At 70.3% G+C, this 17,591-nt stretch carries 14 protein-coding genes and 1 tRNA gene; 6 read left to right on the top strand and 9 right to left on the bottom strand.

Annotated elements, in window-relative coordinates:
* Positions 1-210: 210 nt before the first annotated feature.
* The 5 genes from ABZ404_RS10690 to ABZ404_RS10670 form a co-directional block, all read right to left on the bottom strand.
* Complete coding sequence (locus ABZ404_RS10690; RefSeq protein ID WP_358834252.1) at positions 211-1,668, bottom strand: DUF2252 domain-containing protein; 1,458 nt, start codon at positions 1,666-1,668, stop codon at positions 211-213.
* Positions 1,669-1,842: 174 nt separating this feature from the next.
* Entirely contained in the window at positions 1,843-2,955 is a 1,113-nt protein-coding gene (locus ABZ404_RS10685) for a hypothetical protein (RefSeq protein WP_358834269.1), read from the bottom strand.
* A 268-nt stretch (positions 2,956-3,223) separates the two neighbouring features.
* A complete protein-coding gene (locus ABZ404_RS10680; protein ID WP_358834253.1) occupies positions 3,224-3,859 on the bottom strand; it encodes a response regulator transcription factor in 636 nt (211 codons plus the stop codon).
* A gap of 250 nt (positions 3,860-4,109) precedes the next feature.
* Entirely contained in the window at positions 4,110-5,846 is a 1,737-nt protein-coding gene (locus tag ABZ404_RS10675) for a histidine kinase (protein WP_358834270.1), read from the bottom strand.
* A 229-nt stretch (positions 5,847-6,075) separates the two neighbouring features.
* Positions 6,076-6,158 (bottom strand) — tRNA-Leu (locus ABZ404_RS10670).
* Between the two features lie 378 nt (positions 6,159-6,536).
* Here ABZ404_RS10670 and ABZ404_RS10665 point away from each other — a divergent pair.
* The 6 genes from ABZ404_RS10665 to pknB all read left to right on the top strand — a co-directional run bounded on the left by ABZ404_RS10665 (position 6,537) and on the right by pknB (position 14,653).
* On the top strand, positions 6,537-7,424 hold the full coding sequence (locus ABZ404_RS10665; RefSeq protein WP_358834254.1) for a DUF3662 and FHA domain-containing protein: 888 nt from the start codon (positions 6,537-6,539) through the stop codon (positions 7,422-7,424).
* Between the two features lie 10 nt (positions 7,425-7,434).
* The gene (locus ABZ404_RS10660) at positions 7,435-7,968 is read left to right on the top strand and encodes an FHA domain-containing protein (protein ID WP_358834255.1); all 534 of its coding nucleotides are present in this window, start codon (positions 7,435-7,437) and stop codon (positions 7,966-7,968) included.
* A 132-nt stretch (positions 7,969-8,100) separates the two neighbouring features.
* Positions 8,101-9,564: a Stp1/IreP family PP2C-type Ser/Thr phosphatase gene (locus ABZ404_RS10655; protein WP_358834271.1), complete on the top strand. Its 1,464-nt coding sequence runs from the start codon at positions 8,101-8,103 to the stop codon at positions 9,562-9,564.
* Between the two features lie 26 nt (positions 9,565-9,590).
* Positions 9,591-11,012, top strand: coding sequence for an FtsW/RodA/SpoVE family cell cycle protein (locus ABZ404_RS10650; protein ID WP_358834256.1), 1,422 nt, complete (start codon positions 9,591-9,593; stop codon positions 11,010-11,012).
* Entirely contained in the window at positions 11,009-12,463 is a 1,455-nt protein-coding gene (locus ABZ404_RS10645; protein WP_358834257.1) for a penicillin-binding transpeptidase domain-containing protein, read from the top strand. Before ABZ404_RS10650 ends, ABZ404_RS10645 begins: the two co-directional genes overlap by 4 nt.
* Before the next feature lie 189 nt (positions 12,464-12,652).
* Complete coding sequence (gene pknB / locus ABZ404_RS10640; RefSeq protein WP_358834258.1) at positions 12,653-14,653, top strand: Stk1 family PASTA domain-containing Ser/Thr kinase; 2,001 nt, start codon at positions 12,653-12,655, stop codon at positions 14,651-14,653.
* A gap of 89 nt (positions 14,654-14,742) precedes the next feature.
* Here the strand turns inward: pknB and ABZ404_RS10635 are convergent, their stop codons facing one another.
* From ABZ404_RS10635 to ABZ404_RS10620, 4 genes are read right to left on the bottom strand one after another with little or no spacing between them, the layout of a single operon-like run.
* A complete protein-coding gene (locus ABZ404_RS10635) occupies positions 14,743-15,477 on the bottom strand; it encodes a class E sortase (RefSeq protein ID WP_358834259.1) in 735 nt (244 codons plus the stop codon).
* 20 nt (positions 15,478-15,497) lie between these two features.
* Positions 15,498-16,766 (bottom strand): class E sortase, encoded by a 1,269-nt coding sequence (locus tag ABZ404_RS10630; protein WP_358834260.1) that lies wholly within the window; start codon positions 16,764-16,766, stop codon positions 15,498-15,500.
* A complete protein-coding gene (locus ABZ404_RS10625; protein WP_358834261.1) occupies positions 16,763-17,401 on the bottom strand; it encodes an aminodeoxychorismate/anthranilate synthase component II in 639 nt (212 codons plus the stop codon). Before ABZ404_RS10625 ends, ABZ404_RS10630 begins: the two co-directional genes overlap by 4 nt.
* A complete protein-coding gene (locus ABZ404_RS10620) occupies positions 17,398-17,574 on the bottom strand; it encodes a hypothetical protein (RefSeq protein ID WP_358834262.1) in 177 nt (58 codons plus the stop codon). The genes ABZ404_RS10625 and ABZ404_RS10620 overlap by 4 nt, the downstream gene beginning before the upstream one ends.
* Positions 17,575-17,591: the final 17 nt, after the last annotated feature.

Genomic DNA, 17,591 nt, shown 5'->3' with positions numbered 1-17,591 from the left:
TGGGGGCGGGCGGTTGTGTCTTCGGCAGGTTCGTCCGTCACCGGTCCAGCGTACGGGCGCGGGGGGTGGGGGCCCCTCCCTCCCCCCTCCCCCCACCCCCGCCCCTCCACCCCACCCCGCCTCAAAGCCCCAGCTCAACAAAGCCCGACCTCGACCTCACAAACCCAGCTCTGCCTCGCACCCCAACCCACCTCGCACCCTCAGCCCACCTCAAACCCCCAGCTCCGCCTCCACCCGCCCGTCCCTGATCGCGGCCAGGAGCGTGGCGTGGTCCGCCTCCGTACGGTCGGCGTAGAGGACCGCGAAGCCGGCCAGGGCCTCGTCGAGCTCTTCGTTCTTGCCGCAGTACCCCGCTATCAGGCGCGGGTCGGCGCTGTGGGAGTGGGCGCGCGCCAGCAGTGCGCCCGTCATGCGGCCGTAGTCGTCCAGCTGGTCGGCGGCCAGGGCCGCCGGGTCGACGCTGCCCTTGCGGTTGCGGAACTGGCGCACCTGATAGGGGTGCCCGTCGACGGTGGTCCAGCCGAGCAGGATGTCGCTGACGACCTGCATGCGCTTCTGCCCGAGGACCACGCGCTGTCCCTCGTGTCCCGCGTCCGGGGCTGGGAAGCCGGCCTTGGCCAGGTGCGGCAGCAGGGCGGAGGCGCGGGCCTCCTTGACCTGGAGGACCAACGGCTCACCGCGATGGTCGAGGAGCAGCACCACGTATGACCGTGTGCCGACGCTGCCGGTGCCGACGACCCGGAAGGCCACGTCATGTATCGCGTACCGCGCGAGCAGCGGCAGGCGGTCTTCCGAGAGGGTTTCCAGGTAGGGGCCGAGTGAGGCGGCCACGGCGGCTGCCTCGGCGTCGGGTACCCGGCGCAGTACCGGTGCCGCGTCGACGAAGTGGTGGTGTCCGTCGGCTCTCTGCTCGGTGGCCTTTGCTGCGAAGCGGGCGCTGGTGTTGTTGCGGGCCTTGGCCGACACCTTCTCCAGGGTGCCGAGCAGGTCCCGCGCGTCGGTGTGGGAGACCAGTTCCTCGTCGGCTATCGCGTTCCACGCGTCCAGCACCGGCAGTTTCGCCAGGAGTCTCATGGTGCGCCGGTAGGCGCCGACCGCGTCGAAGGCGGCGGCCCGGCAGGTGTCCTCGTCGGCGCCTGCTTCCCGGCCGGCCAGGACCAGGGAGGCGGCGAGGCGCTTGAGGTCCCATTCCCAGGGGCCGGTGACGGTCTCGTCGAAGTCGTTGAGGTCGATGACGAGGCCGCCGCGTGCGTCGCCGTAGAGACCGAAGTTCGCCGCGTGGGCGTCGCCGCAGATCTGGGCACCGATTCCGGTGATGGGGGTGCCGACGAGGTCGTGGGCCATCAGTCCGGCGGAGCCGCGCAGGAAGGCGAACGGGGTGGCTGCCATGCGGCCCACCCGGATCGGCGTGAGCTCGGGCACGCGGCCCAGGTTCGATTCCTCGACGGCGCGGACCGCGTCGGGCCGGTCGGTGGAGAGGACCAGAGAGTCGTGTGAGGAGCGGGGCACCCGGTGGCGCAGGGCCTTGCCCTCGCTCTTGGGCGAGCCGTCCTTGTGGCCGGGGCCCACGCCTTTGTGGTGTCGGAAACCGGGCACCTCGGGGATCCGGATCCGTCCGTTGCCGGGCACCGCTCGCTGGGCCGGAATCACCGCCTCGACATCGCTCATCGCGTGCCGCCTCCCCCGTACTCGTTCACCGTCAGCAGCTCGCATTTCTGCAGCTCGAATGCCATGACGGTACCGCTGGCGGCCGACACCCGTCTCCCCCTGTGGATAACTCCCGGGGCGGCCATCAGGCAGGCCACCGCCGGGAGTTGTCCACAGCTCCGCACGCAGCGGGATTCAGACGCCGACCGCTTCCTCCAGCTCCTCTTCGAGCTCTTCTTCTCCCTCGCGGATGCGGCCTTCGCGGCCGTCGTCGCCCCGGTCCCCGGCAGCCACGGCACCGGCACCCTGACCCGCGCCCGCAGCCACGCCGGCCCCGGCACCCGATACGGCCCCAGCCCCAGCCCCAGCAGCCGCATTCACACCCGCACCGGCCCCCGAACCCACAGCGGCCCGCCTCCGCTCAACCAGCCCCGCGATGCCCATCATCGCGACACCGGCCAGCAGCCAGAGGGCCAGGACCAATACATGGCGGCCGAGGCCGTTGCCCGCGAAGTACACGTGGCTGCGGGCACCCTCGACGAACCCGGCGCCGTTCCAGAAGGCGTGCAGGGCGCCGAAGAAGCCGGGCTGGAGTTCGGGCCGGAAGATGCCGCCGGAGCTGGTGAAGTTGAGCATCACGAAGAGGACCATCACGCCGAGCGTCGTCCACCTCTTGAGGAAGGTGTGCAGTCCGACGCCGATCAGCAGGATTCCGGCCGAGTACAGCCACGCCATGCCCCAGACGCCGCCGAGGCCGGTGTCGACGAGGTGGAAGAGCGGGCCCGCGAAGACCGCGCCGATACCGCTGACCAGCAGCGACATGCCGAGCGCCAGCAGTGCCCTGATCCGCAGGGGCAGGACGACGCCGGCTCCGCCGATCACGGCGACGGACGCGTAGGAGCCGATGCTCAGTGCGACCAGCAGGAAGAAGATGCCCTGGCCGGTCGGGTCGCCCTTGGCGAGGTCCGTCACGTCGGTGACCTTCAGGGGCGCGTCCTGTGCCGCCGCCACCTTGGTGAAGACCTTCTCGACGGCCGTGGCGCTGGTGTCGGAGGAGGCGGAGGCGACGAGCAGTTCGGGCTTGGCGCCGGGGATGTAGGCGCCGTACACGTGCTGCTGCTCAAGGCTGTGAACGGCGGTGGCGCGGTCGGGCACGGTACGGACGTCGAGGGCGCCCGCGCCCTTGTCCTGGAGCGTCTGCGCGAGCACCTGCGTGCTGGGGCCCGAGCCGACGATGTCGACCCGCAGGTCGTGCGGCTGCGGGTTGTGGAAGGCGCCCAGATACGCGAGGCCCATCCCGACGCACATCAGCAGCGGGGTGAGGAGATGGCTGAGCACATGGCGCAGAGGGCTGGGAGCGGTACCGGGGGACACCACAACTCCAATGGTTGGCTTATACAACTCACTCGATACGTTGTACTGTACAACCACTTTTTGGGGATGGCGAACACCCAGCTCAAAAGGCCCGGACCGCATCCCCCACGGGACTTGTTTCACGTGAAACACCGGGAACGCGGAACAAACCCCTCCCGCTCCCTGCCTGCCCCTGCCCCTGCCCCTGCCCCTGCCCCCGGGCCTACAACCCCGCGTCTCGCGCGAGCAACGCCGCCTGCACCCTGTTCTCGCACTCCAGCTTCGCCAGGATGCGGCTCACATACGTCTTCACCGTGGCCTCGCTCATATGGAGCCGCCTGCCCGCGTCCGCGTTGGACAGGCCCTCCCCGAGCAGCGCCAGCACGTCCCGCTCCCGCGCCGACAGCACCTCCACCCGGCGCCGCGCCTCCTCGCCCCGGGCCGCCGCGCGGCCGAGGGCCAGCTGGTCCACGACGTGCCTGGTCGCCCCGGGTGACAGATAGGCGTCCCCGGCCGCCGCCGCCCGTACCGCGGCGATCAGCTCGGCCGGGGCGGTGTCCTTCAGGAGGAACCCGGCTCCCCCGTACTCCAGTGCGCGCAGGACGTTCTCCCGCTCGCCGAACGTCGTCAGGATGATCACGCGGGTCGCCGGGGTGCTCCTGCGCAGCTCGGCCAGGGCGGTGAGGCCGTCCATCACCGGCATCTGGATGTCGAGCAGCACCACGTCGACGCCGTGGGCGCGTGCCGCTTCCACGGCGTCACGGCCGTTGGCCGCCTCGGCGGCGACCTCGATGGCCGGGTCCGAGGTGAGGATCATCCTGATCCCCGCCCGGATCAGCGGCTCGTCGTCCGCGATCACGACCTTGATCCGCGGACCGAGTGCACCCCCTCGACCGTCTGGACCCGTCACGCCTGCTCCCGTCCTCGCGCGGCGCCACAGCGCTCCCGCCGCGCCACCGCGCCATCATTCCCGCCGGCCCTGCCGCGCCGCCGCCGCTCGACGACCGACACCACTACCGTCAACGCACGGCCGCTCGGTCCCGTACGACAACCTCCACTGCTGGACCTCGTACGACGCCCTCCACCGTTCCACCTCGTACGGCTACGTTTTACCGTTCCACCTCGTACGACCGCTTCTCGATGAGCTTGCCGTCCTTGAAGCAGAACCGGAAAACCGGGTCGGTGTCGATGCTGTCGCCGAAGTCGGACGACAGCAGTACCAGGCAGCTCGCTCCGGCGGGCTCGGCGGGTCCCTTGCCGGGCAGGCCCTTCGCCAGGAATGTGTCGCCGTCCGGGAGCCGGTCGCGTACGTCCTGTTCGGAGCTGCCGACCTCGATGTCCCGGTACTCGGCGGGGTCGATCATCGCCTTGTCCGCGGACCCCGCGAGGAAGAACAGCCCGACACCCGCGGCCACCGCGAGCAGCACCACCACCGCGAAGGCGATCCCGCACCCCAGGGCGACGCCGCCGCCCCTGCTCCTGCCACTCATCGCCAACTCCCTCTCCGCGACACTCAGGTCGACGTCCCAGCCGCCGTGCCGGCCGGCCTGGTGCCGGCCGGTCCCCGTCGCGCCGGCGGCACCACCGTCGCGGAGCGGGAGGGCGCCCGGCTGCTGTCGGAAGTCGTCCGCCGGATCGACGAAGGTCGTCGCCTCCACGGCCCCGTAGGGCAGTACGCCGGCCACCCGGAAGCCGCCGTCCCCGGTCCGTCCCGTGTGGACCATGCCGCCGACGAGCCGGGCCCGTTCGTGCAGCCCGGTCAGCCCCTGGCCGCCGCTGACCACGTCGCCCGGCGGGGGACCGGTCACCGGTCCGTTGACGACCTCGACGACGAGCGCGTCGGGCTCGTAGCGCAGTTCCACGCCGATGGGGGCGCCCGGTGCGTGCTTGTACGCGTTGGTCAGCGCCTCCTGGACGATCCGGTACGCCGCGTGGTCGGAGGCGGCGGCCAGGTGCCGCGGCTCCCCGGTCTCGCGCAGGTCGACGGTGGTGCCCGCGGCCCGGGCGGCGGCCACCAGGGCTTCGACGCCGGCCGTGCCGCGGGCGGCGCGCTGTGCCTCGTCCGTGGCGCGGTCGGGGGCTTCGACGCCGTCGCGCAGGATGCCGACGACCGCGCGCAGTTCGTGCATGGCCGCGACGGACGCCTCGCGCAGGACGCCGACGGCCTCGCGCTGGCGGCCCGTCAGTGCCGGATCGACCTCCAGGGCACCGGTGTGCACGGAGATCAGGGCCAGTTGGTGGCCGAGGCTGTCGTGCATGTCCTGGGCGATGCGCTGGCGCTCGCGCAGCCGGGCCTGTCCGGCGACCATCGCGCGCTCGCGCAGCAGCTGCGCGTTGCGTTCCTGCATGGTCTGCAGAAGGGTGCGCCGCTGGTACCAGTAGCGGCTGGCGAGGCCCGGCACCACGGCGATCACCATGAAGAACAGCGCCGCGAACAGGGCGATGACGAACAGCGGGCCCTCGCCGGACTCGGTGAGCGCGACGACGGCCAGGTATCCGGCGAACGCGGCGCAGAACGCGGCCAGGGCGCGCCCGGCCCCGGCGATGCGCCGGCCCGCCGAGCAGGCCACCACGAGCAGCAGCAGGGTGGCGCCCGCACTGGCGCCGGCGAGGGCGGCCGTGGCGACGAGCACGCTCGCGGGGAACCTGCGGCGCAGCGGCGACAGGACGAGGACGGCGGCGGTCACCAGGGCGGGCACCACCAGGCCGCCGTGGGCCAGCCGGCTCGCTCCGGCCGCGGCCAGGGCCAGCAGGAGGGCGAGGGCCGACTCGCCGGCGATCCGGCGGCGCGACCAGGGTTCGGGTCCCGCCAGCCGCAGGCGCACGTCCTGGAGTTTCGATGACACGTCCACGGCCGCACCCTAGGCAGTCGGCCAAGGGCCGGGCGGCTCTCTTTCGTCGCGCCCCGCCGAGACGAAAGTCTCCGTGACGGTCTTGGACGGCCGTGGAGTGGCACGGAGTCCTCTGGAACTCCTTCGGCCTTCGGGCGCGCGACATTCAGCGCCGCGAAGTTCTGCGCGCATCCGGGAACGCGGAAGCCCCGCCGGTCGTTTGACCTGCGGGGCTTCCGTTCTGTGGGCGAGGGGGGATTTGAACCCCCACGTCCCGAAGGACACTGGCACCTGAAGCCAGCGCGTCTGCCGTTCCGCCACTCGCCCGAGTGGTGTCCGAGGCCTTCGCACCTTTTCGGTGCGCTTGCCTGGCGACGTCGAGAAGATTAGCACGCTGCGCAGGGTGGATTCACATCCGTTGTTTCCGCCGTCCCTGGCGGGCAGGAGAGGGGAAGGAACGACGACGTACAGCGACGGTTCGGGGACCCACAGGAACCTCACAGGGTGCTCGAGGCAACGCGGAGGAGCCGCACCCACTCCTCCACGGTGCACCCCGGGTGCGGGACACTGTGAGGAGGCCACCTCTACGATCCTGTGAGAGGTGACACTCGTCCACCGGTCACAGAAGGGGAACCAGCCGATTTCCCGACGCGTGGATACGATCAGTAAGCAGTACCAGGACGACAACGACGGAGGAGGTGCCCCATGGGAGTCCTGAAGCGTTTCGAGCAGCGTCTCGAAGGCCTGGTCAACGGCACCTTCGCGAAGGTCTTCAAGTCCGAGGTCCAGCCCGTCGAGATCGCCGGCGCCCTCCAGCGCGAGTGCGACAACAACGCGACGATCTGGAACCGTGAGCGGACCGTCGTCCCCAACGACTTCATCGTCGAGCTCAGCGCGCCCGACTTCGAGCGCCTGAGCCCGTACTCGGGCCAGCTGGGCGACGAACTGTCCGGCCTGGTCCGCGACTACGCCAAGCAGCAGCGCTACACGTTCATGGGACCGATCAAGGTCCACCTGGAGAAGGCCGACGACCTCGACACCGGCCTGTACCGGGTGCGCAGTCGTACGCTCGCCTCCAGCACCGACCAGCAGGACCTGCACAGCCAGCAGGAGCAGCACGGCAGACCTCCGGGTCCGGCCCGTCCCGCTCCCGTCGCACCGCCGCAGTCCGCCCAGGGCCGCGGCGGCTACGGCTATCCGCCCTCCGCCGCACCGCCGATGCCGGCCGCCCCGCCCCCCGGCGGGAACGGCGGCCCCGGCCGCCCCGGCGCGGACCGCCGCCCGACGGCTCCCGGCCCCATGCCGGGCTCCCAGGTGCGGCGCTGGATCGAGATCAACGGCACCCGCCACCAGATCTCCCGCCCGACGCTGGTGCTGGGTCGCAGCACCGACGCCGATGTGCGGATCGACGACCCCGGCGTCTCGCGCCGGCACTGTGAGATCCGGACCGGAACGCCCTCGACGATCCAGGATCTCGGGTCCACCAACGGCATCGTGGTGGACGGGCAGCACACCACCCGCGCTACGCTCCGCGACGGCTCGCGGATCGTCGTGGGCAGCACCACCATCGTTTACCGGCAAGCCGAAGGGTGAAGCGGGGGCAATGTCAGAGCTGACCCTCACGGTCATGCGGTTGGGTTTCCTCGCCGTACTGTGGCTGTTCGTCATCGTGGCCGTCCAGGTCATTCGCAGTGATCTGTTCGGTACGCGGGTCACCCAGCGCGGTTCACGCCGCGGCGGGGACACGGGCCGCCAGCAGACCGGCAGGCAGCCCGCCGCTGCCGCGCCGCCGCAGCAGCGCGGCCAGCAGGCCGCGCCCTCGGGCGGCCGCCAGCGCCGTGGCGCGCCCACCAAACTGGTGGTGTCCGAGGGGACGCTGACCGGCACGACGGTGGCGCTCCAGGGGCAGACCATCACGCTGGGCCGGGCGCACGACTCGACGATCGTCCTCGACGACGACTACGCGTCGAGCCGGCATGCCAGGATCTATCCGGACCGTGACGGCAACTGGATCGTCGAGGACCTCGGTTCCACCAACGGCACCTACCTGGACCGGACGCGGCTCACCACCCCGACCCCGATTCCGCTGGGCGCGCCGATCCGCATCGGCAAGACCGTCATCGAGCTGCGGAAGTAGTACGACAATGAGCGAGCGGAGCGAGCGAGCCGCGGCGGTCCGGACGACGGACCGGGACGGGCTCCCGACCGGAGGGTGGGCAGTGTGGCTCGACATGACCGGCTGTACCCCGAGCCGACGGGCGAGGTGGGCATGAGTCTCTCCCTGCGCTTCGCCGCCGGATCCCACAAGGGCATGATCCGCGAGGGCAACGAGGACTCCGGTTACGCGGGTCCGCGTCTCCTCGCCATCGCCGACGGCATGGGCGGCCAGGCCGCCGGCGAGGTCGCCTCCTCCGAGGTGATCTCCACCCTGGTCACGCTCGACGACGACGTGCCCGGCTCCGACATCCTGACGTCGCTGGGTACGGCGGTGCAGCGCGCCAACGACCAGCTGCGCATGATGGTCGAGGAGGACCCCCAGCTGGAGGGGATGGGCACCACGCTCACCGCTCTGCTGTGGACGGGCCAGCGCCTGGGCCTGGTGCACGTGGGCGACTCGCGCGCGTATCTGCTGCGCGACGGCGTGCTGACCCAGATCACCCAGGACCACACCTGGGTGCAGCGGCTCGTGGACGAGGGCCGCATCACCGAGGAGGAGGCGACGACGCATCCGCAGCGCTCGCTGCTGATGCGCGCGCTGGGCAGCGGCGACCATGTGGAGCCGGACCTGTCGATCCGCGAGGTGCGGGCCGGCGACCGCTATCTGATCTGCTCCGACGGCCTGTCGGGGGTGGTGTCCCACCAGACGATGGAGGACACCCTCGCCAGCTACCAGGGCCCGCAGGAGACGGTGCAGGAGCTGATCCAGCTCGCGCTGCGCGGCGGCGGCCCGGACAACATCACGGTGATCGTCGCGGACGTCCTGGACGTCGACTCCGGCGACACCCTGGCCGGGCAGCTCAGTGACATCCCGGTGATCGTGGGTGCCGTCGCCGAGAACCAGCTCCAGCTCAACGACGACGGGGCCATGCAGACCCCGGCGGGCCGCGCCTCGGGCCTGGGCCGTCCCTCCTCGCCGCAAGGCGGCTTCGGCCCGCCCGGCAGCGGTGAGGACGGCGGCTACGGCGCGCCGCCCGAGGGCGCCTTCGGTACCTACTCGGACGAGGACTTCGTCAAGCCGCGGCGCGGCAGGTGGCTGAAGAGATCCGTCTACATCGTGCTCGCCCTGGCCGTGATCGGCGGCGGTCTGTACGGCGGTTACCGCTGGACGCAGACCCAGTACTTCGTGGGCACCAAGGACGAGCACGTCGCGCTGTATCAGGGCATCAGCCAGGACCTGGCCTGGGTGAAGCTGTCGAAGGTGGAGACCGACCACCCCGAGATCGAACTCAAGTACCTGCCGCCGTACCAGCGCAAGCAGGTCGAGGCGACGATCGCCGAGGGCAGCCTCGGCAAGGCCCAGGCCAAGATCACCGAACTGTCCACGCAGGCGTCGGCGTGCAAGAAGGACGAGCAGCGGCGCGCCGCCGAGAGCCAGAACCCGCCGAAGACCGGAACGACGGCCTCTCCGTCGCCCGGCAAGACCGGGTCCACCAAGACCACCGCCACTCCCACGCCCGGCCCCAGCCTCTCGGAGGAAGAGCAGAAGCTGGTCCCGCAGTGCGGTAAGCAGTAGGCAGCCGTAGGGGGCCTTTCCACACCATGAGCGTTGTCACCAACACGACCACCATCGGCGCGATCGACGCACCGAGCCGCCGCAACACCGAGCTCGCGCTGCTCGTCTTCGCCGTCGCCATCCCGGTGTTCGCGTACGCCAACGTGGGCCTGGCCATGACCGGCAAGCTGCCCTCGGGCATGCTCGGTTACGGTCTCGGCCTCGGGCTGCTCGCGGCTGTCGGGCACCTCGTGGTGCGCAAGTTCGCCCCGTACGCGGACCCACTGCTGCTGCCGCTGGCGACGCTGCTGAACGGGCTGGGCCTGGTGATGATCTGGCGCCTGGACCAGTCGCCGCGCCTGATCCAGCGGGCCAAGAGCGCGTTCGGTGCGTTCCACCCGGACGCGCCCAAGCAGATGCTGTACACGGCGCTGGGCGTGGCGCTGTTCATCGGTGTGCTCATGCTGCTGAAGGACCACCGGATCCTTCAGCGCTACACGTACATCTCGATGGCGTTCGCGCTGTTCCTGCTGATCCTGCCGATGTTCTTCCCGGCGGTGAACGGCGCCAAGATCTGGATCTCCATCCCCGGTCTGGGCACGATCCAGCCCGGCGAGTTCGCGAAGATCATCATCGCGGTGTTCTTCTCCGGCTACCTGATGGTCAAACGGGACGCGCTGGCGCTGGCCAGCCGCCGCTTCATGGGTCTGTACCTGCCGCGCGGCCGCGACCTCGGTCCGATCCTCGTGGTGTGGGGCGTCTCGATCCTCATCCTGGTCTTCGAGACCGACCTGGGCACCTCGCTGCTCTTCTTCGGCCTCTTCGTGATCATGCTGTACGTGGCGACCGAGCGCACCAGCTGGATCGTCTTCGGTCTGTTGATGTCGGCGGTCGGCGCGGTCGCCGTGGCCTCCTTCGAACCGCACGTGCAGTCCCGGGTGAACGCCTGGCTCGACCCGTTCGCCTGCTACAAGACCGACAAGACCGGCGCCTGCGAGCAGATCGGCCAGGCGATCATGTCGTTCGGTTCCGGCGGCACGCTCGGTACGGGCCTGGGCCAGGGCAACTCCGATCTGATCGGTTTTGCCGCCAACGCCGACTTCATCCTCTCCACCGTCGGCGAGGAGCTGGGGCTGGCCGGGATGATGGCGATCTTCCTCATCTACGGTCTGATCGTGGAGCGGGGCGTGCGCACCGCGCTCGCCGCCCGCGACCCGTTCGGCAAGCTGCTGGCGATCGGCCTCTCGGGCGCGTTCGCCCTCCAGGTGTTCGTGGTCGCCGGCGGTGTCATGGGCCTCATCCCGCTGACCGGTATGACCATGCCGTTCCTCGCGCAGGGCGGCTCCTCCGTCATCGCCAACTGGGCGCTGATCGGCATCCTCATCCGCATCAGTGACACCGCCCGCCGCCCGGCGCCCGCCCCTGCCCCGTCCCCCGACGCCGAGATGACCCAGGTGGTCCGACCGTGAACAAGCCCCTGCGACGGATCGCGATCTTCTGCGGGCTGCTGATCATGGCCCTGATGATCCGCGACAACTGGCTCCAGTACGTACGTGCCGACGAGCTGAACGCGCACAAGTACAACCGGCGCGTCCAGATCGAACGGTTCGCGCACGAGCGCGGCAACATCATCACGGCCGACGGCCAGCCGATGACCGCCTCCAAGGAGACCTCGGGCAGCGACTACAAGTTCAAGCGGGCCTGGAACAACGGCGCCCTGTGGTCGCCGGTGACCGGGTACAACTCGCAGGCCTTCGACTCCTCGCAGCTGGAGAACATCGAGGACAAGATCCTCTCGGGCAACGACGACCGGCTCTTCTTCGACCGGACGCTCTCGATGTTCACCGGCGAGAAGAAGCAGGGCGGCAACGTCGTCACCACCCTCAACACCGCCGCCCAGAAGGCCGCCTTCGAGGGGCTCGGCGACAAGAAGGGCGCGGTCGCCGCGATCGACCCGCGCACCGGCGCGATCCTGGCGCTGGCCTCGACTCCGTCGTACGACCCGTCGGTCTTCGCGGGCAACGCCAAGGCGGACAGCGAGGCCCGCCAGAAGCTGCTCAAGGACAAAGACAAGCCCATGCTGAACCGGGCGCTGCGCGAGACCTACCCGCCCGGCTCCACGTTCAAGGTCGTCACCGCCTCCGCGGCGCTGGAGAACGGGCTGTACTCCAGCATCGACGAGCCGACCCGCTCGCCGGTGCCGTACCAGCTGCCGCAGTCGACGATGCCGCTGAAGAACGAGGGGACCATCCCCTGTGAGAACGCCACGCTCAAGGTGGCCCTCCAGTGGTCCTGCAACACCGTCTTCGGCAAGATCAGCGATGACCTCGGCAACGACAAGATGATCGCGGAGGCCAACAAGTTCGGCTTCAACGACGAGATCTTCACCCCCGTCCGCGCCGACGCCAGCGTCTACCCCAAGGACAACCGCCCGCAGAACGCGATGGCGGGCATCGGCCAGGCCTCCAACCGCGCCACCCCGCTCCAGATGGCCATGGTCGCCGCCGCCGTCGCCAACGACGGCAAGCTGATGAAGCCGTACATGGTCGACCAGCTCCAGGCGCCCAACCTCGACGTCCTGTCCAAGACGCAGCCGGAGAAGATGAGCCAGCCGCTTTCGGCGGCCAACGCCCAGAAGGTCCAGGCGCTGATGGAGAACGTCGTCGCCGAGGGCACGGGCAAGAAGGGCGCCATCGAGGGCGTCACCGTCGGCGGCAAGACCGGCACCGCCCAGCACGGCCTCAACAACAGTGAGAAGCCGTACGCCTGGTTCATCTCGTACGCCAAGACCAGCGAGGGCTCCCCGGTCGCGGTCGCCGTGGTCGTCGAGGACGGCGAGGCGCACCGCGACGACATCTCCGGTGGCGGTCTGGCCGCCCCCATCGCCAAGGCCGTGATGCGGGCGGTGCTCAAGAAGTGATCCACGGACGTTTCACGTGAAACGGTCCTCGTTTCACGTGAAACGTCTCTCGCGACCTGTACCGGTCCGGTATCAGCTGACGGTCGCGGACGGATCAGCTACCGGTGCCCGGTAGCGTATGCGCGAACAGCACACCGCCGGACCACACACACGGGTGCGGTCGGGACTGACGGAGAGGGCTGGAACGTTATGGAAGAGCCGCGTCGCCTCGGCGGCCGGTACGAGCTGGGCCAGGTGCTCGGCCGTGGTGGCATGGCGGAGGTCTACCTCGCGCACGACACCCGGCTCGGCCGCACCGTCGCCGTGAAGACGCTGCGGGCCGACCTCGCCCGCGACCCGTCCTTCCAGGCCCGGTTCCGCCGTGAGGCCCAGTCCGCCGCCTCGCTCAACCACCCGGCGATCGTCGCTGTCTACGACACCGGCGAGGACTACGTCGACAACATCTCCATCCCGTACATCGTCATGGAGTACGTCGATGGCTCCACCCTGCGTGAGCTGCTGCACTCCGGGCGCAAGCTGCTGCCCGAGCGCACCCTGGAGATGACGGTCGGCATCCTCCAGGCCCTGGAGTACTCCCACCGCGCCGGCATCGTCCACCGCGACATCAAGCCCGCCAACGTCATGCTGACGCGCACCGGCCAGGTCAAGGTCATGGACTTCGGCATCGCGCGCGCCATGGGCGACTCCGGCATGACGATGACGCAGACCGCCGCCGTCATCGGCACCGCCCAGTACCTCTCCCCGGAGCAGGCCAAGGGCGAGCAGGTCGACGCCCGCTCCGACCTGTACTCGACGGGCTGCCTCCTCTACGAGCTGCTGACCGTGCGGCCGCCGTTCGTCGGCGACTCGCCGGTCGCGGTCGCCTACCAGCACGTACGGGAAGAGCCGCAGCCGCCGAGCAACTTCGACCCCGAGATCACGCCCGAGATGGACGCCATCGTCCTGAAGGCGCTGGTCAAGGACCCGGACTACCGCTACCAGTCGGCCGACGAGATGCGTGCCGACATCGAGGCCTGCCTCGACGGCCAGCCGGTCGCCGCGACCGCCGCCATGGGCGCGGTCGGCTACGGCGGCTACGACGCCTACACCTCCGGTCCCCAGGACCAGCCCACGACCGCCCTGCGCCCCGCGGACGCGGCGGGCCAGACGTCGATGCTGCCCCCGGTCGGCCCGGACGACGGCTACGGCTACGACGACCGACCCGACCGCCGCCGCCAGAAGAAGTCGTACACCTCGACGATCCTGCTGGTGCTGGCCGGTGTCCTGGTGCTCGTCGGCGCGATCCTGATCGGCAAGTCGGTCTTCGGCGGGAAGAGTGACAGCGGCCAGGTGCCGGTGCCGCAGCTCGTCGGTGAGACCCGGAAGTCCGCCGAGACCCTGACGGCGAACGTCGGCCTCAAGCTGACCGTGGCCAAGACCGAGCCCTGCGCCGACCAGCCCAAGGACAGCATCTGCAGCCAGACCCCCACCAGCGGCAAGCTGGACAAGGGCGAGGCGGTCACGGTCGTCGTCTCGGCGGGCGCGCCCAAGGTCGAGGTCCCGGACGTCACGGAGAAGAAGAAGGACAACGCCACCCAGCTCCTCCAGGACAAGGGCTTCACGTGGAAGATCACCACGGTGGAGGCCGACGCCGAGGAGGGCACGGTGGTCAGCCAGGACCCCAAGGGCGGGCAGCAGGCCGAGAAGGGCACCGAGGTCACGCTCTCGATCGCCAAGAAGAAGACGTTCAAGATCCCTGACGTCACGAACACCGACTACAACGCGGCCGAGGCCCAGCTCCGCACGCTCGGCTTCACCAACGTCTCGCGCCAGGACGTCGACTCGGACAAGCCCGCGGGCCAGGTCATCGACCAGACGCCCAAGGGCAACACCAACCAGACCAAGGACGTCCAGATCGTCCTGAAGGTCTCCAAGGGCCCGCAGACGCCCGTGCCGGTCCCGGTTCCCAGCGTCTTCGGGATGACCGTCAAGCAGGCCACGGAGAAGCTCAACGCGGCCGGATTCAGCAACATCCAGTTCGCCCCGGGCAGCTCCAAAGACGACAAGGCGCGGGTCACCTCGCAGACCCCGCCGGCCACCACCCCGTCCGACCCGGCCACCACGGCGATCGTCCTGACGACGATCGGCGGAGGCGGCAACCAGGGCCAGGACGGCGGGAACTTCCCGTTCGGCGGCCCGTCCGGCCGCTGACCACCGGCACGACGAAGCCCCGGTCCCCTTCCCAGGGGGCCGGGGCCTTTTCGTACGTACGCCGTGGGCCGTAGGGCGTGCGCGGGCCGTCAGCGCAGCTCGGCAGGCTTGGTGCGGTGCTCGTCGACCTTCTGGGTGCGCACCAGCTCGCCCCACACGATGTAGCGGTAGTCGGAGGTGTAGACGGGCGTGCACGTCGTCAGGGTGATGTAGCGGCCCGGCTTCCTGGCGCCCGACTCCTTCGGCACCGGCTGCAGGACGTCGACGTTGTACTTCGACGTCTCCTTCAGCTCCGCGTACGCCTTGTAGACGTACCAGGTGTCCTTCGTCTCGAAGACGATCGGATCGCCGGTCCTGATCTTGTCGATGTTGTGGAACTTCGCGCCGTGGCCGTCGCGGTGCGCCGCCAGGGTGAAGTTGCCCTTGGCGCCGCTGCCGGGCAGGACCGCCTTCAGCGGCTCCGTGTAGTAGCCCGCGACGCCCCCGTTGAGCACCTTGGTGTCGGTGCCCTTCTTGACCAGCACCTCGCCGTTCCTCATGGCGGGTACGTGCAGGAAGCCGATGCCGTCCTTGGTGTCGAGGGCCCCGGGGCCGCTGTTCGCCCAGTCGCGCCGCACGTCCTTGCTCTGCTTGGCGGCCTCACGGTCGGCTATGACGTTGGTCCACCACAGCGAGTAGACGACGAAGAGGCCGAGCACCAGCCCGGCCGTGATCAGCAGCTCGCCGAGGACGCTGACGACTCCCGCGACGACACCGCGGCGGCGCGGGCGCGGCGGGAGGGGGGCCTCGGTCTGCTGCTCGTCGTGCTCGGTCCTCAACTCCACGGCACCTGTCTGTCGTTCCGTCAGCCGGCGAGCGCGTCGGGCACGCCCTTGCTGCGCGGTCGTTCGTCGACCATCTTGCCCCACACGATCATTCGGTACGTACTCGTGAACTCGGGTGTGCAGGTCGTCAGGGTCAGGTAGCGGCCCGGCCGGGTGAACCCCGAGCCGGCCGGGATCGGCTTGAGCACCGAGACGTTCTTGGGACTGGTCGAGGGGAGCATGCCGGAGACCGCGTACGTGTAGTACGCCTGCTGGGTCTCCACGATCACCAGGTCGCCCGGCTTGAGCCGGTTGATGTAGCGGAAGGGCTCGCCGTGCGTGTTGCGGTGCCCGGCGACCGCGAAGTTGCCCGTCCTGTCGCCCGGCATCGCGGTCTTCAGGCTGCCCTGCCCGTAGTGGCCGACCATGCCCCGGTCGAGGACCTTGTGCTTGCTGGTGCCCTCGGCGACGGGGACGACGACGTCCAGCTTCGGGATGTGCATGATCGCGAAGCCCTCGCCCGGCTCGAAGGCGCCGGGGGCCTTCTTGCCGCTGTCCCAGCCGTGCGTGATCTTCTTCGCCTCGCTGCCCGCCTGCTGATGGGCGCGGACGTTCGTCCACCACAGCTGGTACGTGACGAAGAGGAGCATCACCACGCCGAGCGTGATGAACAGTTCCCCGATGATCCGGCTCGCGATCACGGCCGCGCTGTCCTTGCGCGCCTTCGCGGCGCGGCGCGCCTCCGCGCGGGTCCGCGGACGCCCGCCCTCCGCCGGCCCGGCGGGCGCGGACGCGGCCGGGGCCGAGGCGGAGGCCCGGTGTCCGCGCGCCTTGGCGGCGCGGCGCCGCTCGGCGCGCCCACCGGTGGGGGGCGCGGGCGCGTCGGCTATGGGCTTGAGCGCCATGGTGGCGTCGTCGAGAGGGACGGCCTCGGGCAGGGGGTGGGCGGCGGGCTCGGCGTACCACTCCTGGTCCGGGGCGGCCGCCGGGGTCTGCTCCACGCGCGCGTAGGCATCGCCGCCCGGCACCTGAGCCGAGAACGGGGCCCGCGACTCGGCCGGAAGCGGCATCTGGGCCTGCGGCTGCGGCTGGGGCCGCGGTTGGGCCTGCGGCTGGGGCTGGGCCTGCGGCTGGAGCTGCGGAGGCGCCTCGGCCACGGCCTGCCCGTGCCCCTGCCCGTGCCCGTGCCCCTGCCCCTGCCCCTGCCCCTGCGGGATGTTGTCCGCCCTGAACCAAGGCGACCCGTGACCACCCGCAGGGAGGGGGTCCGTCAGCGGGTCGTACTCGTGCTCGGGCCGGACGGCCGTCACGCCGCGGCCTTGCCCACCACCGGTGCCAGGCCTGCCGACCGCTCGACGGCTCCCGCGTCCCCGCACCGCACCAGCCAGTTGGCGAGCATCAGATGGCCGTGTTCGGTCAGGACCGACTCCGGGTGGAACTGGACGCCCTCCACCGGCAGGTCCCGGTGGCGCAGCCCCATGACGATCCCGTCGGCCGTCCGGGCGGTGACCTCCAGCTCGGCGGGCAGCGTCGAGGGCTCGGCGGCCAGCGAGTGGTACCGGGTCGCGGTGAACGGCGAGGGCAGCCCCTCGAAGACGCCGAGACCCTCGTGCAGGACCGGCGAGGTCTTGCCGTGCAGCAGCTCGGGCGCCCGGTCGACGACACCGCCGTACGCGACCATCATCGACTGCATGCCGAGGCAGACGCCGAAGACCGGCACCCCGGTCTCCGCGCAGTGGCGCACCATGTCGACGCAGACGCCGGCCTGTTCGGGCGCGCCCGGGCCGGGCGAGAGCAGCACGCCGTCGAAGCCGTCCTGGGCGTGCTCCAGGGACACCTCGTCGTTGCGTACCACCTCGCACTCGGCGCCCAGCTGGTACAGGTACTGGACCAGGTTGAAGACAAAGCTGTCGTAGTTGTCCACGACGAGAACGCGTGCGCTCATCGGGTCGCTCCCCTGCCCTGGTCGACGGTGACATCGTTGAACGGCAGCAGCGGCTCCGCCCACGGGAAGACGTACTGGAAGAGCACATAGACAAGCGCCAGTACCAGGACGAGCGAAGTGAACGCCCGTACCCACGCGTTGCCCGGCAGATGCCGCCAGATCCAGCCGTACATGCGGTCCGCTGTCCCTT

It is taken from the genome of Streptomyces sp. NPDC005878 (genome assembly GCF_040629815.1).
Lineage (GTDB): Bacteria > Actinomycetota > Actinomycetes > Streptomycetales > Streptomycetaceae > Streptomyces.
Note: the sequence above shows the minus strand (reverse complement) of the source record. Positions and strands in the feature narration are given on the sequence as shown.

Excerpts from the sequence above, each read along its gene's own strand:
- ABZ404_RS10690 (WP_358834252.1), bottom strand. The coding sequence starts at position 1,668 with ATGAGCGATGTCGAGGCGGTGATTCCGGCCCAGCGAGCGGTGCCCGGC.
- ABZ404_RS10685 (WP_358834269.1), bottom strand. The coding sequence starts at position 2,955 with ATGTGCGTCGGGATGGGCCTCGCGTATCTGGGCGCCTTCCACAACCCG.
- ABZ404_RS10665 (WP_358834254.1), top strand. The coding sequence starts at position 6,537 with ATGGGAGTCCTGAAGCGTTTCGAGCAGCGTCTCGAAGGCCTGGTCAAC.
- ABZ404_RS10660 (WP_358834255.1), top strand. The coding sequence starts at position 7,435 with ATGTCAGAGCTGACCCTCACGGTCATGCGGTTGGGTTTCCTCGCCGTA.
- ABZ404_RS10655 (WP_358834271.1), top strand. The coding sequence starts at position 8,101 with ATGAGTCTCTCCCTGCGCTTCGCCGCCGGATCCCACAAGGGCATGATC.
- ABZ404_RS10650 (WP_358834256.1), top strand. The coding sequence starts at position 9,591 with ATGAGCGTTGTCACCAACACGACCACCATCGGCGCGATCGACGCACCG.
- pknB (WP_358834258.1), top strand. The coding sequence starts at position 12,653 with ATGGAAGAGCCGCGTCGCCTCGGCGGCCGGTACGAGCTGGGCCAGGTG.
- ABZ404_RS10625 (WP_358834261.1), bottom strand. The coding sequence starts at position 17,401 with ATGAGCGCACGCGTTCTCGTCGTGGACAACTACGACAGCTTTGTCTTC.
- ABZ404_RS10620 (WP_358834262.1), bottom strand. The coding sequence starts at position 17,574 with ATGTACGGCTGGATCTGGCGGCATCTGCCGGGCAACGCGTGGGTACGG.